Annotated in this window: 29 protein-coding genes and 1 pseudogene; 17 read left to right on the plus strand and 13 right to left on the minus strand. The window is 55.5% G+C overall.

The window, feature by feature from the left end; genetic code table 11:
- Positions 1–454: 454 nt before the first annotated feature.
- The 10 genes and pseudogenes from ACETPC_RS21015 to lipA all read left to right on the plus strand — a co-directional run.
- Positions 455–1,630: pseudogene (locus ACETPC_RS21015) on the plus strand (chitinase); the annotation flags it as partial.
- 268 nt (positions 1,631–1,898) lie between these two features.
- Complete coding sequence (gene rsfS / locus ACETPC_RS21020) at positions 1,899–2,216, plus strand: ribosome silencing factor (RefSeq protein ID WP_336143814.1); 318 nt, start codon at positions 1,899–1,901, stop codon at positions 2,214–2,216.
- A gap of 3 nt (positions 2,217–2,219) precedes the next feature.
- Positions 2,220–2,690, plus strand: coding sequence for a 23S rRNA (pseudouridine(1915)-N(3))-methyltransferase RlmH (gene rlmH, locus ACETPC_RS21025; protein WP_380184420.1), 471 nt, complete (start codon positions 2,220–2,222; stop codon positions 2,688–2,690).
- Positions 2,691–2,713: 23 nt separating this feature from the next.
- Positions 2,714–4,618, plus strand: a complete 1,905-nt coding sequence (gene mrdA, locus ACETPC_RS21030; protein WP_380184421.1) for a peptidoglycan DD-transpeptidase MrdA — start codon at positions 2,714–2,716, stop codon at positions 4,616–4,618.
- A gap of 2 nt (positions 4,619–4,620) precedes the next feature.
- Positions 4,621–5,733 carry a peptidoglycan glycosyltransferase MrdB gene (gene mrdB, locus ACETPC_RS21035; protein ID WP_380184422.1) on the plus strand — a complete coding sequence of 371 codons (1,113 nt, stop codon included), beginning with the start codon at positions 4,621–4,623 and terminating at the stop codon, positions 5,731–5,733.
- Between the two features lie 9 nt (positions 5,734–5,742).
- Positions 5,743–6,864, plus strand: a complete 1,122-nt coding sequence (gene rlpA / locus ACETPC_RS21040) for an endolytic peptidoglycan transglycosylase RlpA (protein ID WP_380184423.1) — start codon at positions 5,743–5,745, stop codon at positions 6,862–6,864.
- Between the two features lie 113 nt (positions 6,865–6,977).
- Positions 6,978–8,189, plus strand: coding sequence for a D-alanyl-D-alanine carboxypeptidase DacA (gene dacA, locus ACETPC_RS21045; protein WP_380184454.1), 1,212 nt, complete (start codon positions 6,978–6,980; stop codon positions 8,187–8,189).
- Positions 8,190–8,297: 108 nt separating this feature from the next.
- Positions 8,298–8,561, plus strand: a complete 264-nt coding sequence (ybeD, locus tag ACETPC_RS21050; RefSeq protein WP_158783723.1) for a DUF493 family protein YbeD — start codon at positions 8,298–8,300, stop codon at positions 8,559–8,561.
- A gap of 75 nt (positions 8,562–8,636) precedes the next feature.
- Complete coding sequence (lipB, locus tag ACETPC_RS21055) at positions 8,637–9,290, plus strand: lipoyl(octanoyl) transferase LipB (protein WP_380184424.1); 654 nt, start codon at positions 8,637–8,639, stop codon at positions 9,288–9,290.
- Positions 9,291–9,429: 139 nt separating this feature from the next.
- Positions 9,430–10,395 carry a lipoyl synthase gene (lipA, locus tag ACETPC_RS21060; protein ID WP_380184425.1) on the plus strand — a complete coding sequence of 322 codons (966 nt, stop codon included), beginning with the start codon at positions 9,430–9,432 and terminating at the stop codon, positions 10,393–10,395.
- 74 nt (positions 10,396–10,469) lie between these two features.
- On the opposite strand, the gene tatE is transcribed toward lipA, so the two are convergent.
- The 6 genes from tatE to ACETPC_RS21090 form a co-directional block, all read right to left on the minus strand.
- Complete coding sequence (gene tatE / locus ACETPC_RS21065) at positions 10,470–10,676, minus strand: twin-arginine translocase subunit TatE (protein ID WP_125288552.1); 207 nt, start codon at positions 10,674–10,676, stop codon at positions 10,470–10,472.
- A gap of 130 nt (positions 10,677–10,806) precedes the next feature.
- Entirely contained in the window at positions 10,807–11,571 is a 765-nt protein-coding gene (locus ACETPC_RS21070; RefSeq protein ID WP_380184426.1) for an amino acid ABC transporter ATP-binding protein, read from the minus strand.
- Entirely contained in the window at positions 11,568–12,506 is a 939-nt protein-coding gene (locus tag ACETPC_RS21075; RefSeq protein WP_380184427.1) for an amino acid ABC transporter permease, read from the minus strand. Before ACETPC_RS21075 ends, ACETPC_RS21070 begins: the two co-directional genes overlap by 4 nt.
- Positions 12,503–13,387, minus strand: a complete 885-nt coding sequence (locus ACETPC_RS21080; protein ID WP_380184428.1) for an ABC transporter substrate-binding protein — start codon at positions 13,385–13,387, stop codon at positions 12,503–12,505. Before ACETPC_RS21080 ends, ACETPC_RS21075 begins: the two co-directional genes overlap by 4 nt.
- 11 nt (positions 13,388–13,398) lie before the next feature.
- Complete coding sequence (locus ACETPC_RS21085; protein WP_380184455.1) at positions 13,399–14,187, minus strand: deaminated glutathione amidase; 789 nt, start codon at positions 14,185–14,187, stop codon at positions 13,399–13,401.
- Positions 14,187–15,149 carry a nitrate ABC transporter substrate-binding protein gene (locus tag ACETPC_RS21090; RefSeq protein ID WP_380184429.1) on the minus strand — a complete coding sequence of 321 codons (963 nt, stop codon included), beginning with the start codon at positions 15,147–15,149 and terminating at the stop codon, positions 14,187–14,189. Before ACETPC_RS21090 ends, ACETPC_RS21085 begins: the two co-directional genes overlap by 1 nt.
- 124 nt (positions 15,150–15,273) lie before the next feature.
- Here ACETPC_RS21090 and ACETPC_RS21095 point away from each other — a divergent pair, with 124 nt between their 5' ends.
- A complete protein-coding gene (locus ACETPC_RS21095; RefSeq protein ID WP_380184430.1) occupies positions 15,274–16,596 on the plus strand; it encodes a PLP-dependent aminotransferase family protein in 1,323 nt (440 codons plus the stop codon).
- Here the strand turns inward: ACETPC_RS21095 and ACETPC_RS21100 are convergent.
- The 4 genes from ACETPC_RS21100 to ACETPC_RS21115 form a co-directional block, all read right to left on the minus strand.
- Entirely contained in the window at positions 16,591–17,022 is a 432-nt protein-coding gene (locus ACETPC_RS21100; protein WP_380184431.1) for a GNAT family N-acetyltransferase, read from the minus strand. The two genes, ACETPC_RS21095 and ACETPC_RS21100, sit on opposite strands and share 6 nt — an antisense overlap.
- 330 nt (positions 17,023–17,352) lie before the next feature.
- Positions 17,353–17,562 carry a transcription antiterminator/RNA stability regulator CspE gene (gene cspE / locus ACETPC_RS21105; RefSeq protein ID WP_004156612.1) on the minus strand — a complete coding sequence of 70 codons (210 nt, stop codon included), beginning with the start codon at positions 17,560–17,562 and terminating at the stop codon, positions 17,353–17,355.
- A 150-nt stretch (positions 17,563–17,712) separates the two neighbouring features.
- A complete protein-coding gene (pagP, locus tag ACETPC_RS21110; RefSeq protein ID WP_380184432.1) occupies positions 17,713–18,288 on the minus strand; it encodes a lipid IV(A) palmitoyltransferase PagP in 576 nt (191 codons plus the stop codon).
- Between the two features lie 417 nt (positions 18,289–18,705).
- Positions 18,706–18,993, minus strand: coding sequence for a hypothetical protein (locus ACETPC_RS21115; protein ID WP_380184433.1), 288 nt, complete (start codon positions 18,991–18,993; stop codon positions 18,706–18,708).
- A 573-nt stretch (positions 18,994–19,566) separates the two neighbouring features.
- Here ACETPC_RS21115 and ACETPC_RS21120 point away from each other — a divergent pair.
- Positions 19,567–19,812, plus strand: coding sequence for a hypothetical protein (locus ACETPC_RS21120; RefSeq protein WP_380184434.1), 246 nt, complete (start codon positions 19,567–19,569; stop codon positions 19,810–19,812).
- A gap of 49 nt (positions 19,813–19,861) precedes the next feature.
- Here ACETPC_RS21120 and ACETPC_RS21125 read toward each other — a convergent pair whose 3' ends face one another.
- The gene (locus tag ACETPC_RS21125) at positions 19,862–20,278 is read right to left on the minus strand and encodes a CesT family type III secretion system chaperone (RefSeq protein ID WP_380184435.1); all 417 of its coding nucleotides are present in this window, start codon (positions 20,276–20,278) and stop codon (positions 19,862–19,864) included.
- Positions 20,279–20,299: 21 nt separating this feature from the next.
- The gene (locus ACETPC_RS21130) at positions 20,300–21,211 is read right to left on the minus strand and encodes a hypothetical protein (RefSeq protein WP_380184436.1); all 912 of its coding nucleotides are present in this window, start codon (positions 21,209–21,211) and stop codon (positions 20,300–20,302) included.
- A gap of 130 nt (positions 21,212–21,341) precedes the next feature.
- On the opposite strand from ACETPC_RS21130, the gene ACETPC_RS21135 reads away from it, so the two are divergent.
- A complete protein-coding gene (locus ACETPC_RS21135) occupies positions 21,342–22,277 on the plus strand; it encodes a lytic transglycosylase domain-containing protein (protein WP_380184437.1) in 936 nt (311 codons plus the stop codon).
- A gap of 35 nt (positions 22,278–22,312) precedes the next feature.
- Here ACETPC_RS21135 and ACETPC_RS21140 read toward each other — a convergent pair whose 3' ends face one another.
- A complete protein-coding gene (locus ACETPC_RS21140) occupies positions 22,313–22,951 on the minus strand; it encodes a hypothetical protein (RefSeq protein WP_380184438.1) in 639 nt (212 codons plus the stop codon).
- A gap of 401 nt (positions 22,952–23,352) precedes the next feature.
- Here ACETPC_RS21140 and ACETPC_RS21145 point away from each other — a divergent pair, with 401 nt between their 5' ends.
- The 4 genes from ACETPC_RS21145 to sctJ all read left to right on the plus strand — a co-directional run bounded on the left by ACETPC_RS21145 (position 23,353) and on the right by sctJ (position 25,868).
- Entirely contained in the window at positions 23,353–24,324 is a 972-nt protein-coding gene (locus ACETPC_RS21145) for a sigma 54-interacting transcriptional regulator (protein ID WP_380184439.1), read from the plus strand.
- Between the two features lie 109 nt (positions 24,325–24,433).
- Complete coding sequence (locus ACETPC_RS21150) at positions 24,434–24,664, plus strand: hypothetical protein (RefSeq protein WP_336143850.1); 231 nt, start codon at positions 24,434–24,436, stop codon at positions 24,662–24,664.
- Positions 24,665–24,725: 61 nt separating this feature from the next.
- Positions 24,726–25,088 carry an EscI/YscI/HrpB family type III secretion system inner rod protein gene (locus tag ACETPC_RS21155; protein WP_380184440.1) on the plus strand — a complete coding sequence of 121 codons (363 nt, stop codon included), beginning with the start codon at positions 24,726–24,728 and terminating at the stop codon, positions 25,086–25,088.
- Positions 25,089–25,094: 6 nt separating this feature from the next.
- On the plus strand, positions 25,095–25,868 hold the full coding sequence (gene sctJ, locus ACETPC_RS21160; protein WP_380184441.1) for a type III secretion system inner membrane ring lipoprotein SctJ: 774 nt from the start codon (positions 25,095–25,097) through the stop codon (positions 25,866–25,868).
- Positions 25,869–25,870 lie beyond the last annotated feature (2 nt).

Here is a 25,870-nt window from a genome sequence, read left to right on the forward strand (position 1 = left end):
CAAAAGGCTGCTGCTGGCAAGCTGCATTGCGTTTTCCTGCAATGCCTTCGCCTACGAATTATATAATCCGCAACAAACTTACCCTGCCGGTTCTTATGTCACTTTGGACGGTAAAACTTATCATGCCAAATGGTGGGCTGGCGCAGGTCAGCGCCCGGATGCCGTCGTAGAAAATCCGTGGGATACGCCGTGGGAATGGGTAAAAGATGCTGGCGAAAACCCTGCTCCAGCGCCACAACCCGATCCTGAAGTCAAGCCTGAACCAGCGCCGGTACCGGAAGTCACGCCTTCAGACTATCCGCCTTACGTAGCAGGTACGGCTTATAAATCAGGCGATATCGTCAGCAACGGCGGCAAAAATTATATCTGCCGTGAAGGCGTAGCGGCCTGGTGCAGCGGTAGTGCGCTGGCATACGAGCCGGGCGTGGGCCATGGCTGGGAATCCGCATGGGCGGTGCATACCGGCGCCAGCGGCGATGACGCCAGCGATACGCAGCCGGAGGCCGGAATGGTGATTTCCCGCACCGAGCTGGATAAAGCTGAAGCGGAACTGACCAGCGGCGGCCTGATGAGCGATGTGATGGCCTCTATCGCCACGCTGGATAATGCGCAGGTAGAAAAAATCACCGCTGGCGCAGCTTCCAACCCTGCCAACGTGAAGCGTGTGGAGAAAATCATCGATGCCACGCGCTGGGATCACCTTTTCCCACGCCGCGACACTGCCTATACCTATGATAACTTCCTGAAAGCCGTAGGCAAATTCCCGCGCCTCTGCGGAGATTTCAAAGACGGCCGCGATGCCGATGCAATTTGTCGCAAAACCCTGGCGACCATGTTTGCGCACTTTGCGCAGGAAACTGGCGAACACAACGTTCACGGCGATGTGCCGGAATGGCGCCAGGGCCTGCACTGGGTACGTGAAATGGGCTGGGCTGAAGGCCAGCCTAACGGCTACAACGGCGAATGTAATCCCGACACCTGGCAGGGCAAAACCTGGCCTTGCGGCAAAGATAAAGAAGGTCGTTACCTGAGCTACTTTGGCCGCGGTGCCAAGCAGCTGAGCTACAACTACAACTACGGTCCTTTCTCCGAAGCCATGTACGGTGATGTCCGCGTGCTGCTCGACAAACCTGAACTGGTCGCGGATACCTGGCTGAACCTTGCCAGCGCCATCTTCTTCTACATCTATCCGCAGCCGCCTAAGCCCAGCATGCAGTTTGTTATTGACGGCACCTGGCAGCCTAACGCGCAGGATAAAGCGGATGGACTGGTGCCCGGCTTCGGCGTCACTACACAAATCATTAACGGCGGCGTAGAGTGCGGCGGCAGCGTGGAAGTTGCCCAGTCGCTCAACCGCATCAAATACTACGAGGCTTTTGCTAAAGAACTGGACGTACCGATCGCTGCTAACGAGGTGCTGGGTTGTAAGAATATGAAGCAGTTCTCAGAGGGTGGCGCTGGCGCCCTGCCTATTTATTGGGAGCAGAGCTGGGATTACAACGACAAAAATCCTGGCGGTAAAAGCTACGCCTGTAAATTGGTTGGCTATCAAACGCCTTACAGCGCCTTCAAGAAAGGCGACTATGCAGAGTGCGTAAAATCTCACTTCCCCGATCTGGTCATTACTGATAAGTAACCGCTAACGCAGGCGGAAGGGCCATCGCGCTCTTCCGCTTTTCCCCTTCTCGCTTTGGCCCGCTCCGGCGCAACTATCGGCCAGCCGCCATTGACTCTTAGCCCCGGACTGTTATCCTCCGCTGCCATGATTTTTACCGTACGGCTACACAAGCTCACAATTATTCAGCTAAGGATCGTGGATCTTCCGCGCCGACGTGGGATAATAGCGCTTCCGCCCGGCGGATTTATCTCTTATTCAACCGTATTCAGAGGGGAACCTTTTGCAAGGTCAAGCACTCCAGGAATTCGTCATCGATAAAATCGACGATTTAAAAGGCCAGGATATTGTTTCTGTCAACGTACAGGGCAAATCCAGTATTACCGACTGCATGATTATCTGTACCGGCACCTCAACGCGCCATGTCGCCTCTATCGCTGACCATGTGGTACAAGAGTCACGTGCGGCGGGACTGAAACCACTGGGCGTTGATGGCAAAGCCTCCGCCGAGTGGGTGGTAGTGGATCTGGGCGATGTAATCGTGCACGTTATGCAGGAAGAGAGCCGCCGCCTCTACGAACTCGAAAAGCTCTGGAGCTAACGGGTGAAGCTGCAGCTGGTCGCCGTCGGCACCAAAATGCCCGACTGGGTGCAAACCGGGTTTCTGGAATATCTGCGCCGCTTTCCCAAGGATATGCCGTTTGAGCTGACCGAAGTGCCGGCCGGCAAGCGCGGTAAAAATGCCGATATCAAGCGGATTCTGGAAAAAGAAGGCGAAGCTATGCTGGCTGCCGTAGGCAAAGGTAACCGCATCGTGACGTTGGATATTCCAGGGCAGCCGTGGGAAACGCCGCAGCTGGCCGTACAGCTTGAGCGCTGGAAACAGGACGGCCGCGACGTCAGCCTGCTAATCGGCGGCCCGGAGGGCCTGGCGCCCGCCTGTAAAGCCGCCGCGGAGCAGAGCTGGTCGCTCTCTGCGCTGACGCTGCCCCATCCTCTGGTACGGGTGCTGGTAGCAGAAAGCCTTTATCGGGCGTGGAGCATTACCACGAATCACCCTTATCATCGCGAATAGCCCAGGACAGATTAACGCAGCGGATGAAATTACAACGTAACGCCTTTCGTGACTATACCGCCGAACAGACGCTGTTTGTTCGGCGGGCGATGATCGCTTTTTTCGGCATTTTACTGCTTTCCGGCATCCTGATAGCTAACCTCTATCATCTGCAAATTATTCGCTATACCGATTACAGCACCCGCTCCAATGAAAACCGCATCAAGCTGGTACCCGTCGCGCCAAGCCGCGGCATTATTTACGATCGCAACGGCACGCCGCTGGCGCTGAACCGCACCATCTATCAAATTGAGCTGGTGCCTGAAAAGGTTGACGATCTGGAAAAAACGCTGCTGGCGCTGCGCCCGGTAGTAGATCTTACGGATGAAGATATCGTTGCCTTCCAGAAAGAGCGTAAGCGCTCGCGCCGCTTTACCTCGATTCCGGTAAAAACCGGGCTGAACGAGGTACAGGTCGCGCGCTTCGCCGTTAACCAGTACGCTTTTCCCGGCGTCGAGGTAAAAGGCTACCAGCGTCGCTATTATCCCTACAGCTCCGCCCTGACCCACGTACTGGGCTACGTCTCCAAAATCAACGATCGCGACGTCGACCGGCTGGATAAAGAGGGAAAATGGCCGAACTACGCCGCCACGCACGATATCGGCAAGCTCGGTATTGAACGCTATTACGAAGATATTCTGCACGGCAAAACCGGCTATGAAGAGGTTGAAGTCAACAACCGCGGCCGCGTTATCCGCCAGCTCCACGAGCAGCCGCCGCAGGCTGGCCAGGATATCTGGCTGACCATAGATCTTAAACTGCAGCAGTATATTGAAACGCTGCTGGCGGGCAGCCGCGCCGCCGTAGTGGTGACCGATCCGCGCAACGGCGAAATCCTGGCGATGGTCTCCATGCCCAGCTACGACCCAAACCTTTTTGTGGACGGCATCAGCAGCAAGGATTACAACAAGCTGCTCAAGGATCCGAACCGGCCGCTGATTAACCGTGCCACTCAGGGGGCCTACCCGCCCGCTTCTACGGTAAAACCTTATATCGCCGTGTCGGCGCTTTCTGCGGGCGTGATTAATAAAAACACCAGCCTGTTCGATCCCGGCTGGTGGCAGCTACCCGGCTCGGAGAAGCGCTTCCGCGACTGGAAGCACTGGGGCCACGGCCATCTTAACGTCACCAAATCGCTGGAAGAGTCGGCGGATACCTTTTTCTATCAGGTCGCCTTTGATATGGGCATCGACCGCCTTTCTGAATGGATGGGGAAATTCGGCTACGGCCGCCTTTCCGGCATCGATCTGGTCGAAGAGACGGCAGGCAATATGCCGACCCGCGAATGGAAAATGAAGCGCTTTAAAAAACCCTGGTATCAGGGCGATACCATTCCGGTGGGCATCGGCCAGGGTTACTGGACGGCCACGCCGGTGCAGATGAACAAAGCGATGATGATCCTGATCAACGACGGCATAGTGCGCACGCCGCATTTAATGATGGCCAATAAGGTGGATAACGTTACCGTGCCGTGGAAACAACCGGAGATCCCGCCGGTAGCCGATATTCACTCCGGTAACTGGGAGATAGCCAAAGACGGTATGTACGGCGTCGCCAACCGGCCCAACGGCACGGCGCGCAAGAGCTTCTCCGACGCGCCTTATAAAATCGCTGCCAAATCAGGGACGGCGCAGGTATTCGGCCTGAAAGAAAACGAAACCTACAACGCCCATAAAATTTCCGAACTGCTACGCGACCACAAGCTGATGACCGCTTTTGCTCCTTACGATCATCCCCGTGTGGCGGTGGCGATGATTCTGGAAAACGGCGGCGCCGGGCCAGCGGTTGGCACCATTATGCGGCAAATCCTCGACCATATTATGCTCGGGGATAACAATACCAATCTGCCAGACGCCGCTCCGGTGCCGTCTGGCTACGAAGGCGAATAACCATGAACGATCGTCATCAGAAAAGTACGATCTGGACAAGAATCCATGTCGATCCGACCTTTTTCATTCTGATTGCTGCGCTGCTGGTTTACAGCGCGCTGGTGATCTGGAGCGCCAGCGGCCAGGACCCGGGCATGATGGAGCGCAAGCTGGGCCAGATTGCGATGGGTATCGTCATTATGCTGGTAATGGCGCAGATCCCGCCGCGCGTTTATGAAGGCTGGGCGCCCTACCTTTATATTCTTTGCGTCATACTGCTGGTGGCCGTAGACGCCTTCGGCCATATCAGTAAGGGCGCGCAGCGCTGGCTTGATCTGGGCGTGGTGCGTTTTCAGCCTTCGGAAATCGCCAAAATAGCCGTGCCGCTGATGGTGGCACGCTTTATTAACCGCGATGTCTGTCCGCCAACGCTGAAAAACACCGCCATCGCGCTGGTATTAATCTTTATGCCAACGCTGCTGGTAGCGGCGCAGCCCGATCTGGGCACCGCCATTCTGATTGCGGCTTCCGGTTTGTTCGTGCTGTTTCTGTCGGGCATGAGCTGGAAGCTAATCCTGGTCGCCGTGCTGCTGGTCGCCGCTTTTATTCCGGTACTCTGGTTCTTCCTGATGCACGATTACCAGCGCGACCGGGTAATGATGCTGCTGGATCCGGAAAGCGATCCGCTGGGCGCGGGCTACCATATTATTCAGTCGAAAATCGCTATCGGCTCCGGCGGCCTGCGCGGCAAAGGCTGGCTGCACGGCACCCAGTCGCAGCTGGAGTTTTTACCTGAACGCCATACCGACTTTATCTTCGCCGTGCTGGCCGAAGAACTGGGGCTGGTGGGCGTACTGGTGCTGCTGGTGCTCTATGTTCTGGTAATTATGCGCGGCCTGCTGATGGCGGCCAGGGCGCAGACTACTTTTGGCCGCGTGATGGCTGGCGGCCTGATGCTGATTTTCTTTGTCTATGTTTTTGTGAATATTGGCATGGTCAGCGGTATATTACCCGTGGTCGGCGTACCGCTGCCTCTGGTGAGCTACGGCGGCTCCGCGCTGATTGTTCTGATGGCCGGATTCGGCATTATTATGTCGATTCATACTCACCGTAAACTGTTGTCAAAAAGCGTTTAAGAGGCTTATATGCGTAAGGATTGGCTCGGGATTGGCCTGGCGGCAACGCTACTGGCGGGTTGTGTTAGCGAACAACAGCAGGCCCCCGTTACCCAGCAGCAGCAAACCTATAATGGCCCTGTGGTTGAAATTGGCGGCGTGGAGCCGCGCTATGAGCCGCTGAATCCCAATACTAATCAGGATTACCGCGTCAATGGCCAAAGCTACCGCATCGTCAAAGATCCGGCGAACTTTAGCGAAACCGGGCTGGCAAGCTGGTACAGCGAAACGGCTGACGGTAGCCGCACGGCCACCGGCGAACAATACGATCCGCAGGCATTGACGGCAGCTCACCCTACTCTGCCGCTGCCCGCCTATGTACGCGTGACTAACCTGGCGAACGGTCGGCAAATCGTGGTGCGCGTTAACGATCGCGGGCCTTATAAGCCGGGCCGCATTATCGACCTGTCGAAAGCGGCGGGCGATCGCCTGAATATCTCCAATAATACCCGCGTGAAGGTGGATTATATCCAGGTCGCGCCGGACGGCTCGCTTTCCGGCCCTGGCACCATCGGCACTACGGTAGCCAAACAGAGCTACGCGCTGCCGCCTCGTCCCGATATCGGCGGCGGTATGGTCGTGATGGGCGGCGCGGCGGCTTCTCAGGATATGAGTGAAGAAGCGCAGCCTGCCGCTGCAAATCAGTCCGATGTCCGCGCTGTAGATAACAGCACGCTCAGTAGCGACGACAACCTGGGCGCGCCGGTACGCAGTAGCGGATTTTTAGGCGCGCCACAACCGCTGGCTAATGGCGTGCTGGAAGGTAGCGAACCTCAGCCAGTGCCGGTCGCGGCACAGCCCGTTCCAACGCAGCCCGCGCCGGTCTCGTCGCCCGCTGCCGCGCCAGCCGCCGCAGGAACATTCTTTGTTGTACAGGCTGGCGCGCTAAGCGATGCCGCTCGTGCCCAACAGCTGGCTTCTTCGCTGGGTAAAAAGTTCGGCGTGCCGGGCAGCGTTGATGCGCGCGGTAACGTCTATCGCGTGCAGCTGGGCCGTTTTACTTCGCGCCAGCAGGCTGTTGCGCTGCAGCAGCGGCTCGCCAGCGAAGCCAGCCTGACGTCTTTCGTGACCACCGCGCCCGGTAAAATGTGATGCGCGCCGCGCTGCGCCTGCTGGCGCAGGTAAAGACGGATGCCGCCCTGAAACGCATTTGCTATAGTGGGTCACTTTTTTTTAACTTAGCCATGGATGTTGTTGTCCCCGACATGAATACTCTGACCTCTTCCCAACTGTTTAAACGCCTGACGGCAGGTTCGCTGATCGCCCTCAGCCTGACCGCTTTCGCCCACGCCGAAGACGTGAACATCAAAACCATGATCCCTGGCGTGCCGGATATTGATGCCGAAGCCTACGTGCTGATCGACTATAACTCCGGCAAAGTCCTGGCAGAGAAAAACGCCGACGCGCGCCGCGATCCGGCCAGCCTGACCAAAATGATGACCAGCTATGTCATCGGCCAGGCGGTGAAAGCGGGCAAAATCCATCAGGATGATGTCGTTACCGTTGGCAAAGATGCCTGGGCTACCGGCAATCCGGTGTTTAAAGGCTCTTCGCTGATGTTCCTGAAACCTGGCGATCGCGTGCCGGTTTCCCAGCTGACCCGCGGTATCGTGCTGCAGTCCGGCAACGACGCCTGCGTAGCGATGGCGGATTACGTCGCAGGCAGCCAGGATGCTTTTGTCGGCCTGATGAACAACTACGTGAAGGCGTTGGGCCTGCAAAATACCCATTTCCAGACCGTACACGGCCTGGATGCGGACGGCCAGTATAGCTCGGCTCGCGATATGGCGCTGATCGGCCAGGCGCTAATCCGCGACGTGCCGGATGAATACTCGGTCTATAAAGAGAAAGATTTCACCTTCAACAATATTCGCCAGACCAACCGCAATGGCCTGCTGTGGGATACCAGCCTGAACGTTGACGGTATTAAAACCGGCCACACCAGCCAGGCAGGCTACAATATCGTCGCCTCCGCGACGGAAGGCCAGATGCGCCTGATTTCGGCAGTGCTGGGCGGACGCACCTTTAAGGGCCGCGAAGTAGAGAGCAAAAAGCTGCTGACCTGGGGCTTCCGCTTCTTTGAAACCGTCGCGCCGCTGAAGGCGGGCAAAGAGTTCGCTTCCGAGCCGGTTTGGTTCGGCAACAGCGACCGTGTGCAGCTGGGCGTGCAGAAAGATGTTTATCTGACTATCCCTCGCGGCCGCATGAAAGATCTGAAAGCCAGCTACACGCTGAGCAACACCGAACTGCACGCGCCGCTGGCGAAAAACCAGGTGGTCGGCACCATTAACTTCCAGCTGGACGGCAAAACCATTGAGCAGCATCCGCTGGTGGTGCTGAGCGAAATGCCGGAAGGCGGTTTCTTCGGCCGCATCGTGGATTACATCAAGCTGATGTTCCATCACTGGTTCGGCTAATTCAGCCGCGTTCAGCGCTTGATTTCAGCCTGAATGCCCCCCATATTGATATTATCTGTAGGCTCCCGCTGTTGCGGGAGTCTTTGTTTTGGCGTTACCGGAGCCCCTATGAAAACCAATCTTAAAGAACTGCTCGAGTTTCCTACCCCTTTCACCTATAAAGTGATGGGTCTGGCGCAGCCGGAGCTGGTTGATCAAGTAGTTGAAGTCGTTCAGCGCCATGCGCCGGGCGATTACTCTCCGGATGTAAAACCTAGCAGCAAAGGCAACTATCACTCTGTTTCCATTACCATCACCGCGACCCATATCGAACAGGTAGAGACGCTGTATGAAGAGCTGGGCAAGATAGAAATCGTGCGCATGGTGCTGTAGTAATAACCAACGGGGGCTGACCGCAGCCCTCGTTCGGCGTTATACTCCCCTCTTTATTCCCTGACCGGACTCTCCATGCATCAGGATACCCTACTTGTTCGTCAGCTCGGCCAGCAGCCCTGGGCGCCCGTTTCTCAGGCGATGCACGATTTCACCAACCAGCGCGATAGCACTACGCCCGACGAAATCTGGCTGGTGGAGCATCCGCCGGTTTTCACCCAGGGACAGGCAGGCAAAGCCGAGCATCTGCTGATGCCGGGCGATATTCCGGTAATGCAGAGCGATCGTGGCGGCCAGGTGACCTATCACGGGCCGGGCCAGCAGGTTATGTACGTGCTGGTTAACCTCAAACGTCGCAAAACCGGCGTTCGCGAGCTGGTCACAGCTATTGAACAAACGGTTATCGCTACGCTGGCGCATTATGATATTGAGGCCGCCGCCAGAGCGGACGCGCCGGGCGTTTATGTCGAGGGCCAAAAAATCTGTTCGCTGGGCCTGCGCATCCGTAACGGCAGCTCTTTCCACGGTCTGGCTTTAAATGTAAATATGGATCTGTCGCCGTTCAGGCGCATCAACCCCTGCGGCTACGCCGGTCTGGAGATGACGCAGATTTCCGCCTTCAGGCCAGGCGTGACGCTGGCGGATGTGCAGCCGCTGTTGGTTAAGCACTTTGCCCGGCTGCTGGCGATAACGGAAGTGCAGTGGCTGGATCGGCCGTGGCGACCATAACTTTACAATTTCGTCACATTTTCTCGCCCCACCCGGCTGTAACCCGCGCGGCGAGATGATATAATTTTTGCGCTTTTCTCAAAAAAATTTGAACGTCACGCGGCTGACTAGCGCATGCCAACCTGGAAACAGCAAGATTATGAGTAAACCAATTCAAATGGAACGCGGCGTCAAATACCGCGATGCAGATAAGATGGCGCTGATCCCGGTTAAAACCGTGGTCACCGAGCGCACAGAGATTTTACGTAAGCCGGAGTGGATGAAGATCAAGCTCCCTGCCGACTCCAGCCGCATTCAGGGCATCAAGGCCGCCATGCGTAAAAACGGTCTGCACTCCGTTTGTGAAGAGGCTTCCTGCCCTAACCTTGCCGAATGTTTCAACCACGGCACCGCCACCTTTATGATCCTGGGCGCTATCTGTACCCGTCGCTGCCCTTTCTGCGACGTGGCGCACGGCCGTCCGGTTCAGCCGGATGCCAACGAGCCGGAAAAGCTGGCGCAAACCATCGCCGATATGGGCCTGCGTTATGTGGTCATTACCTCGGTTGACCGCGACGATCTGCGCGACGGCGGCGCTCAGCACTTTGCCGACTGCATCAGCGCTATCCGCGCTAAAAGCCCAACCATCAAGATTGAAACTTTAGTGCCGGATTTCCGTGGCCGTATGGATCGCGCGCTGGATATCCTTAACGCCACGCCGCCGGATGTTTTCAATCATAATCTGGAGAACGTGCCGCGCGTCTATCGTCAGGTGCGTCCAGGCGCCAACTATGAGTGGTCGCTGAAGCTGCTGGAGCGCTTTAAAGAGGCGCATCCTGAAATCCCAACCAAATCCGGTTTAATGGTCGGGCTGGGCGAAACCAACGCAGAAATAGTAGAAGTGATGCGCGATCTGCGCCGTCACGGCGTGACCATGCTGACGCTGGGCCAGTACCTCCAGCCAAGCCGCCATCACCTGCCGGTACAGCGCTACGTCAGCCCGGCGGAGTTTGACGAAATGAAAGAGGCGGCGCTGGAAATGGGCTTTACCCATGCGGCCTGCGGCCCGTTCGTCCGCTCTTCCTACCATGCGGATATGCAGGCGAAAGGCCTGGAAGTGAAATAACTCTTTACATATTTGCAACACAAACAAAAACGGATGACCTCGTCATCCGTTTTTTTATCGCTGCTGGCGGGGCGTTACTCTTTATGAGCAACCTGCTCAGCCGCTTTCTCTTCAGCGACAGGCGCTTTCTTCGCGGAGGTGTCGTCGTCGCTCATCGCCTTTTTAAAGCCTTTGATCGCCGAGCCCAGATCGCCGCCAAGCGAACGTAACTTGTTGGTTCCGAAAAGTAAAACAATCAGAGCGCCAATAATGAGCAGTTTGGCAATACTGATACCTTCCATACACACCTTCTTTTTTAACCGGACCGGTAAGGGTCAATAACCATTGAAGTGTATTAACGCGCAGATCGTCGGTCAATACAACCGCCAGCTGTAACAGAGTAATATCTGCACAAAGGCCCTGAGAATGATATCAGATAAAACGGCTCAGGAAAGCCTGAAATCTCGGATGGCGTGGATTTACCAGCACCTCTTCCGGCGGGCCTTGCTCCACTACTACGCCGCCATCCATAAAAACCACACGATCCGCCGCCTCGCGGGCAAAGCCAATTTCATGCGTAACCACTATCATGGTCAATCCCCGATCCGCCAGCTTACGCATAGTGGCTAATACCTCGCCAACCAGTTCGGGATCGAGCGCAGAGGTCGGCTCGTCAAATAGCATCAGCGCCGGTTGGATAGCAAGCGCCCTGGCGATAGCAACACGCTGCTGCTGACCGCCGGAAAGATGCCTGGGCCAGGCGTCTGCCTTATCGCTTAATCCCACTGTTGCCAGCAGCTCGCTTGCACAGGCGGTCGCCTGCTGCCGTGACTGCCCGTGCACGCCTACAGGTGCTTCGATAATATTTTGCAGCACGGTCATATGCGGATAGAGATTGAACTGCTGGAAAACCATGCCGATACGCTGCCGCTGGCGAGCGACCTGTCGCGCGGAAAGCGGCTGGAGGCGCCCTTTTTTCAGCTCATAGCCTATCTGCTCGTCGCCCAGCATAATCGAACCGGCGTCCATTACTTCAAGGTGGTTAATACAGCGCAGGAAAGTGGACTTCCCTGAGCCGGACGGCCCCAGGATCACTACCACTTCGCCCGGCATCACATCCAGATCTATGCCTTTCAGTACCTGGTTGTCACCGTAGCTTTTTTGTACGTTGCGTGCTCGCACCAGCGGCTGATTCATAGATCCTCCTTATGCAGTAAAGGTCGAGGCGCGATAGCCGCTGCGGGCCGCTTCGCTACGGCGCGACGTACGCCGCGTGAATAATAGCGCTCAATTGCCGACTGGCCGACGTTAAGCACGGAAGTCACCAACAGATACCAAATCACCGCCACCATCAGCATTGGGATTACTTCAAAAGTGCGGTTATAGATCGACTGTACTGAATAAAGCAGATCGCCCATGGCGATCACGCTCACCAGCGAGGTCGCTTTAATCATACTGATCAGCTGGTTTCCAGTGGGAGGAATAATTGAACGCATCGCCTGCGGAATAATAATACGACGCAGCGCGCGGGCGCGGCTCATACCGAAAGCCTGGGTAGTCTCTACCTGGCCGTTTTCAACCGACTGTAGCCCGGCACGAATAATTTCGGCCATATAGGCGGCCTCATTCAGCGCCAGTCCGGCAATCGCGGCGGTTAGCGGCGTAATTAAATCGTTAGTATTCCAGCTGGCGAGTACTGGCCCGCCGAAAGGCAAGCCCAGCGTCACCACGGGAAACAACGTGGACATGTTGTACCAGAAAATCAGCTGCACCAGCAGCGGCGTGCCGCGGAAAAACCAGATGTAAAGGCCCGCCAGGCCGCTGAGCAATCGGTTATTGGCAAGGCGCGCCACCGCCAGCAGCAAACCCAGCAGCGTTCCGGCGATCATCGACACCAGGGTTAAGCCCAAAGTAACCTGGAGCCCTTTCAGCACCGAGGCTTCGCTAAACCACTGCCCTACCACGCTCCATTCAAAATTTGGGTTAGTCGCCACCAGCCAGCCGACGTTTGCCGCTACGCACAGCACGACAATCCAGGAAATCAGCCTGCCATAATTTGGCCTCGCACGGGCAAAAGCCACATTGCGCTGTTCATTTTCCCTGATTTGCGAAGGCGTATCGGCAATTTTCATGGCGTCGCTCCTTTGGCCAGATTGACACCCGGCGCCTCAAGCATATTGCCGTCAAGCCGCCATTTTTTCATGATCGCCGCATAGGTGCCGTTGGCGAACAGCGCTTTGTAGCCATCAAGCACCACTTTGCCCAGTTCAGAGTTTTTCGGCACTACCGTGCCCTGGAAAATATCGCCGAAGCCGTTTTTATTGCCCTGCCCGGTCAGCTCCAGTTGGCCATGAGCCTGGTCGACGAAGTAAACCAGCGGCGCCTGAGAAGAGAAAAAGGCGTCGGAACGTTTTGAGCGCACGGCCAGGATTGAGGAAGGCTGATCGGTAAAAGATTGCACCGTTACCGCGGGTTTGCCCGCCGCCGTACAGGCCTGCGACTGCTTGCGAATCACCTGTTCTGCCGAGCCAGCCGCCATTACCGCGATGCGTTTGCCGCAGGTATCCGCCAGCCCGTTAATGTTGGCCGGATTACCTTTCTGTACGGCGAAAACCACAAACTCCTGCACGTAATCGATAAAGTCGTTTTTCTGCTGGCGATCGGGATAGTCGCCTACCGGCCCGATCGCCAGCTGATAGCGGCCCGATTTAATCCCGGCCAGCACGCCCGACAGCCCGCTGACGGTGGCATGTTCGATTTTAATTCCTAACAGCTGCGCCAGCGCCTCGGTCAGATCGGCGGAAGCGCCGCTCATGGAAGTTGGCCCTTCGACGATTTCATAAGGAGGAAAAGAGCCGTTGTTAACCGAAATCATTTTGCCGGCCTGTTTGATATCCGCGGGCAAACGGTCATGCAGCGCCTGATCCATCTTAACCGCGGGAATAGCATCGGCGGCCTGAGCCAGCCCGGCACTTAAAGCTGCGGCCAGGGCGAGAGCGGTAACTGTTTTCATTTTTTTCTCCGCTAATTGAGTTCCGGACGAGCGAATCGGCGATTTTCCAGCACCGGCAGGACGCTGCGCGCATGCGCGATACGGGCCGGATCTAAATCAGCAAAAAGCAGCATCGGCGCTTCGGCAGCTTTGGCTATCGCCACGCCCAGCGGATCGACCGTCAGGCTACAGCCGATGTTGCGCGGGCCGCATTCGCCAACGGCGACCACGTAGCAGGTATTTTCCAGCGCGCGCGCCGTGACCAGCACCTCCCAGTGCATCTCTTTTAGCGGCCCTTTCACCCAGGCGGCGGGCAGCACCAGGACATCAGCGCCGTCCAGCACCAGCCGACGCGCCTGCTCAGGAAAGCGCACGTCATAACAGGTCATCAGCCCTACTTTCATGCCGGCAACCTCCACCAGCGGCGGCACCTGGCTACCGGCATTAACGTTGCGGGATTCCTGCATAGCGAAGGCATCATAAAGGTGCAATTTGTCGTAACGGGCGATAATTTCGCCGTTGCGGATAGCGATCAGCACGTTCAGCGCTTTGCCATCGTCGGTAGGCACATGCACGGTCATCATGGTGGTCAGATCGTTGCCACGGCTGGCTGCATAGATTTCCGTAAGAAACGGCCCATCCAGCGGCTGGGCGGCTTTTAACACCAGATCCGGGTCGGCGATATCACGTGCCAGCACGCCTTCCGGCAGCACCAGCAGATCTGCGCCGCCTGCCAGCGCCCGCGCCATCAAATCGATGCAGGTAGCGGCGTTTTCCTGCCATTCGCGGCTAACCGCAAACTGTCCTGAAGCAACTTTCATCATGCATCCCCTTCAATAAAGGCCGGAAACAGCGCTTCCGGCGTCAGGCGTTCGGCGATAATCCCCTGAGCGAAAAGCTCGCTGGCGAAATCCCCGATCATTTTGCGATTCGCCTCCAGCCCGTTGCTGTTCCAGCTGGCAGGCAAATCCTGCGCGGTACGACGTAGATCGTCGAGCAACCACGGCGTAGTGTCGGCATATTTTTCCCGCTTCTCATGCCACAGACGTGCAGACTGATCGATAAGCCGGCTTAATTCTGCGGGAATTGTTGGATACTGCTGTGCTATCTCTGGCTTAAATGCCAGCAGATGATGGCCGGGGATATAGCCGACGCGGTTAAAGTAAGCCAGCTCCGCCTCGCGAAAATCGCGCTGTAGCTGGCGCAATCCCGAGCCTGGCAGGAAAAAACCCTGCGGCATAAAAGGCGTAAAGACCGCATCCAGCTCGCCCGCTTGTAGCAGTTCGATCAGCGGACGCTCGCCCGGCGCGGCTTCGATACGGCCTGGCTCGCCAAAACCGCCCAGCCGATCTACTACAGGATGTTCCGCAGTGAGCCTGCCAGCGAACCAGTAAGCGTCGCTGATTTCCACACCAGCCTCCCGCAGTAGCGCCCTTGTCCAGCTATTACCGGAATCCTGCCAGCCGGTCACGCCAATTCTTTTCCCTTTCAGCTGAGCCAGCGAAACCAGCGGGCTGTTTTCCGTGGTGATAATGCAGCGCTGCCGAAAGCCGCGCATCAGAAAATGCGGCAGCGCCAGCAGCGAGCTGTCGCCTTTCGCCCTGAGCTGAGCATAACGGCTAAAAGAGATTTCCGCCGCGTCATAGAGTTCGCTGCTGGCCAGCTCATTGACCAGGGTTCCCACGCGATGTACCTCCAACGCGAAGCCCTCAGGCCGAATATCGCCAAGCGCCAGCGGCGTAAAATAGTCCCAGTCACGTACCGCCAGTCTGATCGTTACCATGCTTTCTCTCTTGTTATCGGGAAGCGGCCAGAACGGCGCGCGGGAATTTCTGTCTGTTTTTGATACTAAGTTGATAATATTATCTGTACAATAATTACTTTGTTACTGAACAAAGGGATTTCTTATGGATGTGACCTGGCTCGCGGCTCGCCTTACTGAAGTTTCAGTTAAAGGCATTGCTACCAAAACAGCAGCGCTGATTGAAAAGGGAGAAATCCCTTCAGGCACGCATCTACCGCCGGTCAGAGAACTGGCGCAGGCGCTGGGTGTGAGTCCGGCTACCGTTTCCGCCGCCTGGAGCCAGCTCCGGCGGCAAAAAATGGTGGCCGGAAAAGGCCGCGGCGGCGTCTGGGTTTGCGGCGGCAGCCTGACGCCGCGCCCGCTGCGCTTTGAACAGATCGGTAACTACGGCAGCGCGATCCGCGCCGATCTGGCAATGGCCTCGCCCGATCCTGCGCTGCTGCCCGATCTGAAAACAGCCATGCTGCAAGGAATTAGCTGTCCAACGCTGAATAGCTATCAGCGCGAAGCTATCGTGCCCGCGCTGCTGGCGGCGATAAAGCCGCAGTGGCCCTGCCCGGCAGAAGCATGGCTGGCAACGGACGGCGGCTTTGATGCGATGAACGGCATTATTCAGACGCTGTTCCGGCCGGGCGACAAAATCGTTATCGAAGATCCCACCGCAACCCGCCTGCTGGATATGCTGGATAACCTTGGTGCAGAGATCCTGCCGCTGGCCTGCGATGAAGAAGGCCCGCTGCCTGGCGCACTGGCGCTGCTGCTGGACAAACATCCGGCGGCGCTGATCTATCAGCCGCGCACCCATTCCGCCACGGGCCATACCCTCAGCCAGGCGCGCAGCGAAGCGCTGGCGGCAGCGCTGGCGAATAGCACGACGTTGATTATTGAAGATGACGGCATCGGCGAGCTTTCTGCCCAGCCGCTGTACAGTCTTGGACGCTGGTTTCCCGAGCGGACGCTGCACGTTCGCTCTTTTTCCAAAGCCTACGGGCCGGATTTACGTCTGGCGGTGCTGTCCGGGCCGCAGCAGCTGGTGGAGCGCATCCAGTCATGGCGCAATTTTGGTGCCAGCTGGACCAGCCGTATCCTTCAGCAAGCGGTCGCCTGGCTGCTGCAGAACGAAAGCACGCAGCGACAGATAGCGCATGCCCGTGCCGTCTACCGGCAGCGGCGGCGCCTTTTGCTGGGCGAGCTGGAAAAAAAAGGAATTTACCTGCCGGATCGTGACGGGCTAAGCATTTGCATACCCGTGCAGTCCGAACAGTTCGCGATGATAACATTGGCGGCAAGAGGGATCGCAGTATTACCAGGCGAGCGCTGCCGCAGCGGCAACGGGCAGTTTATTCGGGTCAGTACCGCAATGTTAATGGAAGAGGATGTGGGCAGCATTGCGGAAGCCCTTGCGCTGGCAACCGGCCCGCTATAGGTCAGCAAGTGTTTTGATCAAATAGCGTGGCGATTCCTGATAGCCTTCGCGCGCATAGAAGGCGTTAGCTTTAACGCGGTGCTCATGACAGTGCACTTCCATGCGATCGCAACCGTGCGCTTTCGCCAGCTTTTCGGCATGGGCTAACAGTTGCTGTCCTGCGCCCTCGCTACGTTTGCCTTCGGCGATGCAGAAATAGCTGACGCGTGCGAAATCGCCGGCCAGCGCCAGTTGAGGAATAAAATGCAGAGAAAGAAAGCCCAGCACGGTGCTGCCCTGCTCGGCAATCAGCAGCTGCTCTGCGCGATCGTCCATCAGCTGGGCCAGGCGGCGTGCGATAAAGGATTCGGTATTGCCGTAGCCCAGCTCGGTGAGCAAGGCGCTCAGGGCAAAGCTGTCCTGGGTATTTGCCAGTCTGATTATCATGGTTTCTCCTGTGCATCGCAGCCCGCTCAGGGCTTCAGCTTCGATCGGTGTAGAGGATATATAGCTTGCCTGAAGCGATAAGCAAGCCGGCCCGGTTCCGCTTTTGTTACAGAATAAGGCGAAGATGGCAGAGCCAGCCGGGGCCGCTCCTGCAAAAGTGCATAGCAAAGGCTAAACGTGGAGCTACGCCAGCCGGGGCTTTGTCATCAACTGCGTTAATGTTTTGGCGCATGCGGGCTGGCGGCAGACGGCACTACCCGCTTTTTTGGCCATCCTGAGGGCAAAAAAAAACCCGCCATCCGGCGGGTTTTTAGAATTCTGTCTGATAACTTAAATAGCGGCAACGTTAGCAGCAGATGGGCCTTTGGCACCGTTGGTGATTTCGAACTCTACGCGCTGACCTTCAGCCAGAGTTTTGAAACCGTTGCTCTGGATGGCAGAGAAGTGTACGAACACGTCTTTGCTACCATCTTCAGGAGTAATGAAACCGAATCCTTTGGACTCATTAAACCACTTAACGCTACCTTTGATCTTAGACATCTATATTACCTTTACATGAAAAATGGACACTAAACTGTGTCGGTAGTTAGTACAGCAATTGCTGAGCCTTTTGTCCAGTAGCCATTCACGAAAAAGTGATAAATATCGCCTTTTTTGCAGACTAATTATATTTTCAGATAAATTTAGTGGTTAAAACTGCCAGCGGAACCAGGCAAAATAGACGTTGCCGTTGTTGTGCGTGCCGGGAATATAAGTCATCTGAAAGGTCGCTTTGCTGTAACCTATTGATGCCAGAGGCAGCACCGCCGGAACCGGGATATATTTCCAGTTGTCTCTGGCCGTCACGCCTGCGGTATAGCCCAGCCCCAGCCGAAAATCCTGGTCATTGAGCGGACGCCAGATTTTTTCCCAGCCGTAGCCGCCAAAGGGTTCCCATTTGTTAAAGGAGTCCTTAAAGGCCATCAGATAGAGACCGTTCCAGTTGCCCTTTTCATCGTAGCGGGAGATACCGCCGCCTGCGCCCCAGGGCCGCTCATTGTATTTATTGATATGTGCCCGGTCATAGGTCGCCCGGTTGTGCCAGGTAATGGCCGGTACGTAGAGATCGTACTGCTGCGGCTCGTTCCAGGTTGTACTTACTTTATCGCTGAAAGTTTGCCAGCCGCCGGAAATGGCGGCTCCCAGCGTCTGCGCCTGAACCGGCGCGGCCAGGCTTCCGGCGCCGATAAGGCTCAGGAGCACAAGAGAGAGGCGGGAAAGTTTCATGTTCGATTCACCCGGTCATAAAAAGTGTTGTTAAAAAATGCACGCCGTTGCTGACGAAAAGCGGCTGGCGTAGGCATATTGTAAAATGGTCATTATTGTAATTACTTTACTTAAACGTTTCCTGAATGCTCAGTGAACAAATTTTAATCCCGGCTTTTTTAATGTATAGACCCGCTTTTTTACCCGGCCTGGCGCTGTTTTTTTACCGCAGAGAAAAGCAGCGGCGGTAAAGCCTATTTTGCTTCTGGCTTATAAACACTTTTTTCACCAACATGATTTGATCTCGATCATTAATTTAGCGCTTTTAATGAATAATTAACCAAAAAGTCAAATAAAAGCGTCAAATGAAATAACTTTAATCGTCTGTTTATTGTAAACAACGGTAATCTGTCAGGTTATACCTTTTTAATCATGTTGTTATGGGTTAATATCATTGAGCGAAACTGATAAAGATAATTTATCGATCATTCCACTGTTTTTGGTAAGATTATTCCAGGTTAACAGAATTTTTAAGGAGCCGGCATGAGAATAAAATGCTGGAAATGCGGGCACGTGGGCATCATCTTCACCGTTCGTGGCGACCGTTATGGCGACCATCACGGCGCAATATGCGCTCATTGCCGAAAGCCAATCACGCTGAAAGATTGTTTGTTCCGGATGGTCGTAGCCTCTACTCAGGCGGAAGAGGCGGATTTTTTCCGCCACCCGCCAGAAAGCCTGAAGCCGCTTTCAGGCATAGCAAAGTCTTCCGGCAAAAGGTGACAATACCTGCGTATTGTCACCCCACGGCTTATCAAAACAGGACTTTGAATACGCCAGTGAGCGTCAGCAGGCCGACAATAAAAATAATCGCAATAATCCAGAGAATAATCTTCATTCCATTTTCCTCAGCCAGATAAAAAAAGCGCTACTCTGTAGCCCCTTGAGTATAGATGAAGATTCCCGGCCCGCTTGTTTTCGCACGCTTTTTCCTGTCAGCCGCTTCTTACGCAAGCCCGCGGCCATTTCGCCGACACCCCGCGTAAAAGCGCCGTTTCGCCGTGAACAGGCATAAAGTTGCCGCCATTCGCGGTAAAAATTGGCCGACGAGGCTGAAACTCAAAAATATAATATCAATCAATGAATTAGCAAAAATTTCACCGCTAAAAATTTTTCGCGACGGCGATCGCACTCTGCGCTTTCTTTACAGAGGATTCTTAGATGGGCAGCGCGCTGCTGGCTAGACTTATCAGGGTTACACCGGCTTTGACTTCCCCTCACGGTTACCAAGGAGATCTTATGAGTACGCTCAACAGCAGTATGGGCCGCTACAGCCTTAAGGCGCAAAACGCCGGCGATCATATCCAGGGTTCAATCGCTATCAATGACGAAGGCGGCTCGCCGCTTACGCTACAGGAATTTAACGAACATTATCTGGACGATGTGGTTAATAACGTTATCTATCCTGTCACCGGCGGCAACCGCGCTATCACCAATGCCTTCAGAGAAGAGCTGGTGAAAGCAGGTTTCGAACAGCCGCACTGATTCGCCCCGGGGCCGACGCTGCCGGCCCTTTCTTTTCAGCGCCCTGACTTCACGCGTTTTCTGTCGCGGGGAGTTGTAAAAAGCGCTTTGTTTTTTCCGCCTGGGCGAGAAAACGCTCAAACAGCGCCAGCAGCTGGTGCGCCTCCAGCTGCATCAAAGGCGCCCGGCTCCAGAGCAGCACGCTCTGCTGCTCTGGAAGCGTCGCGGTCAGCACCGGCGGATGCGCCAGCCCCAGCAAATTGCATTGCAGCAAAACATTCAGCGTTGCGGCGTCGTTAAAGTCGCTTTCACGCATCGGCAGCAAACAGCTTACCGTCAGGTAATCACGCGGGCTCTCTTCCCATTGCAGGGTCATCTCCTGCGTTTCCATCACGTAGCTTTCGCTCTGCGGCAGCTGCGACTCATCAATGCGCAGCTGCCGCAGCAGTGGCCCAAGCACTGTTTTAAGACGGTTTTCACTGGCCATGTTTCCTCCTTTCTGAATCACTTACACGCCGCGATTGACGTTGCGCATCAGCTCCGCCACCGCTTCGCGGGTCGCATCATCCTGACGCCGCCGGCGAGACTCATAAACGGAACGTTTCATTTCCGGCTTCAGTTCCGTGTCGTTACCGCCACTTTCGGTCTGGTAATAGACGTTGATATTTTTTGATGCCTGATACTGCTGGTAGAGTCCGCCGCCGTGCCGACGGGCAATATGCTTCAGCGATCCAAGATCCCTGCTATCGATGGGTTCGCCCTGCCGCCGCATTTCACGCTGATAGATCCTGTTAACTTCTTCACGGCTGGCCTTATCACCATGCAGCAGCTGTTCCCTGACCTCGGGATTGGCAGCCTGTGGCGCATACTCTTTTACGATACGGTAACGTTTGGAAAGGTCGTAATTCTGTTCTTTATCGGCGCGGCCATAAAGCGGCCAGGCGTCGGAATAGATGCGCTCGCCGTTGATACGCCTGTCACCCACCATGACAAAAGCGTGATCGCCATCCAGTGCGCTACAAACGGCTACCGGCTCGCTGATGCCGGAAGAAGCCAGCAGCAGGCCGTTTACTGCCGCCATCTCACCGCAGTTTCCTGCACGAAAACGAGCGGCGCGCCAGGGACGGCTTTCCGCAGAGGTATCTTCTGCCCGGCAGGCAACAGTCCTCTTTACCGCTCCGCCATGGGTATGGATTACATCGTGAATTTGGTTAGCAGAACCTTTATCCAGCGCTTTCCAGGTATCCTCAATTGAGCGGTTGGCTTTTTTCAGGATCTGCTGCTGGCTTTCGCTAACGGTGATTACGCGCCCATGATGCGTGCCTTCCAGGCCAGGCTTGCCCGGTAGCATCACTTTCGTATCTGGCTGGCGCGAGTGGCGGCTGGCGCTGGTGGAGGTGCCAAAAAGATTAAAAGGCATAATTTTTCCGTATGAGAACTGGTGGCAATAAGTGGCGCGGCCAAAGCGGAAGTTCCATTAAAGCGGAACCTGCCCGCGAAGCAGGCCACTCACTTTTACCATTTACCTCTGTGTTATAAGGAAATCCGATATGCTCTCCGTTTCATCTGGTCATCCTTTTTCCCCGCTTCTTGCTGACCCGGGCAGCGAGCAACTACGGCAGCAGCAAAACACCGCTGGCTCCCTTAATGAGAAAACGGGTTCGGCAATTAGCTTCGCGCAGTCCGGCAGTCAGGGCACTTCGCTGGAAAGTCTGTTGGGCAACGACAGCCAGCAGCAGCAAAACAGCGATCTGTCGCAGCTGGTCTCGGAAATTCTGAAGGCGGTGCTGCCGCTGATTCAGCAGCTGCTTCAGGGCCAGCAGGCCAGCGGCGGCGAGAACAACGCCAGCGGTACAGGCGGCGGCAATACGCCGGTTAATTTTGGCCAGGCATCAGCGGAAAACGGCGCGGCGCAAACGCCTGAAATTCCTGTGCTCTCCGCTGCGCAGACGCAGAATGCAGGCGCGACTTCAGGTAGCTCTACAGCGCTCTCTGTCGGCAGCAGCGACCTTCATCTTCCCGATTCACTTAAGCCTTACGAAGCCGATATTCAGGATGCGGCACAGGCGACCGGCGTCCCGGCCAACGTGCTGGCAGCACAGATTTGGCAGGAGTCACGCGGTAATCTGGGCGCGGCGACGGTCAACGGCGGCAACGGGTTACAGGATGCGGGCCTGATGCAGGTCAACAGCAACACTTTTGCTGACTTGCAGAGTAAAAATCCGGATTTGCTGGGGGTCAACGCCAGTCCGAACAACGCTCACGACAACATTATGGCGGGCGCGCTCTATATGAAAGAGCAGCTTGGCGCTTTTGACGGCAGCATGGGCGCAGCGCTACGCGCCTACAACTCGGGGCCAAATAATGTTAACACCAATGATTTAAGCGATATCTCTAAGACGGGAACGGGCGATGCGACCTACGTTGATAAAGTGATGGATTTCGCCAATACCATCGCTACCGGCAAAGGCACTCTGCCCGCCTGATCGAAAAAGGGCGATCGAGGATCGCCCATCGGAAATTATTCCTGTTTGCTTTCGCCACCGCCCTGCGCGCCCGCTCCGCCGGAAAGAGCAGAAAGGATCGCGCCCAGGCCCAGCATCTGCAACGCGCCGCCCAGCTTAGCGGCCAGCCCGCTACTGTCCTGGGTTTGATCTTTTGACTCATTGCCGCCCGAAGACGAGGACCCGTTTTGCCCGGTTGAGTTCGCGCCTTCAGAAGACTGACCCAGCATCTTTTTAATCATTTCCATCAATTGGGTCATGATATCGCCGCTGCCGGAGGCCTCCTGAGTGCCGGAAGAGCCGTTGCCCGTAGCGGAACCCGAGCCGTTTTTCTCATTGTTCGCTTCACTGCCTTTCAGCAGTTCCAGAATGGCATTCAGCAGTTGGGTAATAGTGCTTTCGCTACTGCCCGACTGGCTTTTGCCGTTTTCGCCGGTTTGAGCAAGCGCTTCGCTGTTGCCGAACTGTACGCCCTGGCCACCGCTACCGTTTAACGCTGAAGTGCCAAAACTCAGCACATTGCCCAGGTTGCCGGCTCCTGAGCCATTTTGACCAACATTCTGCTTACCCTTTCCAGCCAGATCCGTAATCAGATTATCCGCGCTGCCCGTTTTTCCACTGCCCAACGCACCGCCTAAACCGCCGCCTATTTTCATGTCGCTTCCTCTGTTGAGTAAATGAGCTTTAGAAATATGCCTGTCGCCAGGGCTTGGTCTCGGTTTTGGGTGGCGGCCGGGCTGAATCTGTTCCCTGTGGCCCTGACAAAGTCTTAATTAACGTAAATTAAATTACACATCCTTAACGTTTTGTAATCTAAATAATGCGCTTATTTACATCGGCTTATCGCTGCCGCACGTTTTTTTTGTAGGGATTTCCCTACTTTGCCGCACGGAGATCCCCACAACAACTTCAGAGGAAACTGATAGCCTCTCAAGGTCGCGCTAGTAAATAGTAAACGAAAGTTAAGCCTCATCCCTTTAGCAGTCCGCTTCTGGTTGCGCATTATTTCTGCTTAATGCTCAGCAGCTGCATCCTCCAGAAGAAGACAGGAGAAAATATGGTAACGGGTAGTGAGAAAGAGACAGGCAATATCCGTCACGATAAGGTCACGGCATTGCTTACCGAGCCGGGCGTGCTCGCAGAACGCATCGCAACGGATATTCACGCCAGCCTTCATCCCATGGTCGACAGTCTTGCACCGCTGAAAATCGATCTGCTGCTGGAAGGCGAAACCGGGACGGGCAAGGATACCCTGACTCGCCGCATCTACCAGCTTTCCGGCGCTAAAGGGCCGCTCATCCCGGTCAACTGCGCGGCCATTCCGGAAAATCTGGCAGAGAGCGAGCTCTTCGGGGTGATGGCTGGTGCCTACACCGGCGCCAGCCATTCGCGGGCAGGCTATATAGAAGCGTCCGACAAAGGCATTCTTTTTCTGGACGAAATCGACAGCATGCCGCTTATCCTCCAGGCGAAGCTGCTGCGCGTGCTGGAAACCCGCGCTATACATCGGCTCGGATCTACGCAGCCGGTGCCGCTGGATCTGCGAGTTATAGCCGCTTCGCAAACGCCACTGCTCGAGCTGGTAGAAGCGGGCCGTTTCCGTCGCGATCTTTATTTTCGTCTGTCGACCATTAAGCTGGAAACCCCAACGGTAAGGTCGCACGCCGAGCTGATTATTCCGCTGTTTCGCCGCTTTACCCAGGAGGCGGCTATGCGCCTGCAGCAGCCGATCCCACCGCGTTCGCTGGCGCTGGATGAAGCCCTGCTGCTGCACAGCTGGCCCGGCAATATTCGTGAATTGAAAGCCGCGGCGGAACGTCACGTGCTGCGTTTGCCGCCGCTGTGCAATATTACGCCGGGCGAAGGCGAAGCCACATTATTAAAAGATCGTCTGCGGCGTATTGAGCGCAGCCTGATCAAAGAGTGTCTGCATCGCCACGGCCATAAAATTGACGATGTAGTTCATGAGTTGGGCATTCCGCGCCGCACGCTTTATCACCGAATTAAATTACTGAACATTGTCGCCTGATTTTTGTTATAAAAATAAAATAAATTTCTTTGGAACTCTTTTTGCGCCGCACCCACTTAATAAACGATTATGCTGACCATCAAACTTTAATTTAATCGGGAGTCACATTATGTCTACAGTATCCAGCGGTATTGCGAACACAGCTGCAGCGGCAACAAAAGTAGAAAGCGCAACTGACGGCGCCAGCTTTATGTCGCAGATGCAGGAAGTCCAGGGCCAGATGCAGCAGGATATGGTGGATAAAGCCAAGCTTGACGCGCAGAACAACAAAATGAACGGCATCGCAGACAGCGCCAGTAAGGCCGGTTCCGCCGCCGCTCAGGTAAAAATCCAGTACTAGTACTGCTGGCGCGGGCTACAGCTACCCGCGCCGTTTTTTTGCTCTTGCGCGCGAGATCCCTATGAAAATAAATTCTTCCCCGGCAGATTTAACCCAGCTTCCGCAAATAAAAAGCACGGCAGAGCCGCAGCAAAGCGACGTCGATTTTTTTTCCGCCCAGCTAAAAGAACCTCAGGTTGAAAAAGTTTCCGCGCCCGCCGAAGTGACCCATTTTCTTTCCGGCATTGCCAGTTCATTGCAAAATAATGAACATCAGCGAAAAGAAGCCTATCAGGATTTACAGAAAGCTTCACGCTCTTCTAATTTATTAGAATTTAGCCAGGCCAATGCCGCTTTATCTAATTATTATATTGAAAATTTAATGAATGCGAAAATAGTCGCCAAAGGCGTCCAGAGCATTGATAAACTGACCAACCTACAGTAAGCGCCTATGAAACCTATGCTGAGATGGCTAATGATAAGCGCGCTGGCGCTTTTTCTCGTCGGCTGCGGCGATAAAACCGTGCTTTATAGCGGGCTGGCGGAGAACGACGCCAACGATATCATCGCCGAACTGAATCAGCATCAGATCGCCGCGCAGAAGCTGATTGAAAAAGCCGGGATCTCAGTTTCGGTCGATGCGGAAAATATCGAACGCAGCGTGAAAATCCTTGATTCTGCCGGACTGCCGCGCAAAGCGCGCACCAACCTTGGCGAAGTCTTCCAGAAAAGCGGCGTGATCTCCAGCCCAATGGAGGAGCGCGCCCGCTATATCTATGCGCTTTCTCAGGAAGTGGAATCAACGCTGGCGCAAATCGACGGCGTGGTGGTCGCGCGCGTGCATGTCGTGCTGCCGGAAAGACTGGCGCCCGGCGAGCCGGTGCAGCCCGCCTCCGCCTCGGTGTTTATTAAATATCATAACAGCCTCGACCCGGACAGCATTGAGCCGCGCATCCGCCAGATGGTTTCCACCAGCATTCCGGGCCTGGCTGGCAAGAGCGATAAAGATTTGGCGATCGTTTTTGTGCCTGCGCAAACCTATGAAGACAAGGTTGAAGTCGTGCAAATGGGGCCGTTCCAGCTTTCGCCGGATGGCTATTCCACGGTGAAATGGGTCTTCGCGCTGTTTGCTATCGTCTTGCTGATCGCTTTCGCCCTGCTGCTGTTTAAGCCCGGCAGGAAAAAAGAAAAAGCGGCTAACGTCGCGGCGGCAACGGGAAAATAAGC

It is taken from the genome of Pantoea sp. sgz302252 (assembly GCF_042610525.1).
Taxonomy (GTDB): Bacteria; Pseudomonadota; Gammaproteobacteria; order Enterobacterales; family Enterobacteriaceae; genus Erwinia.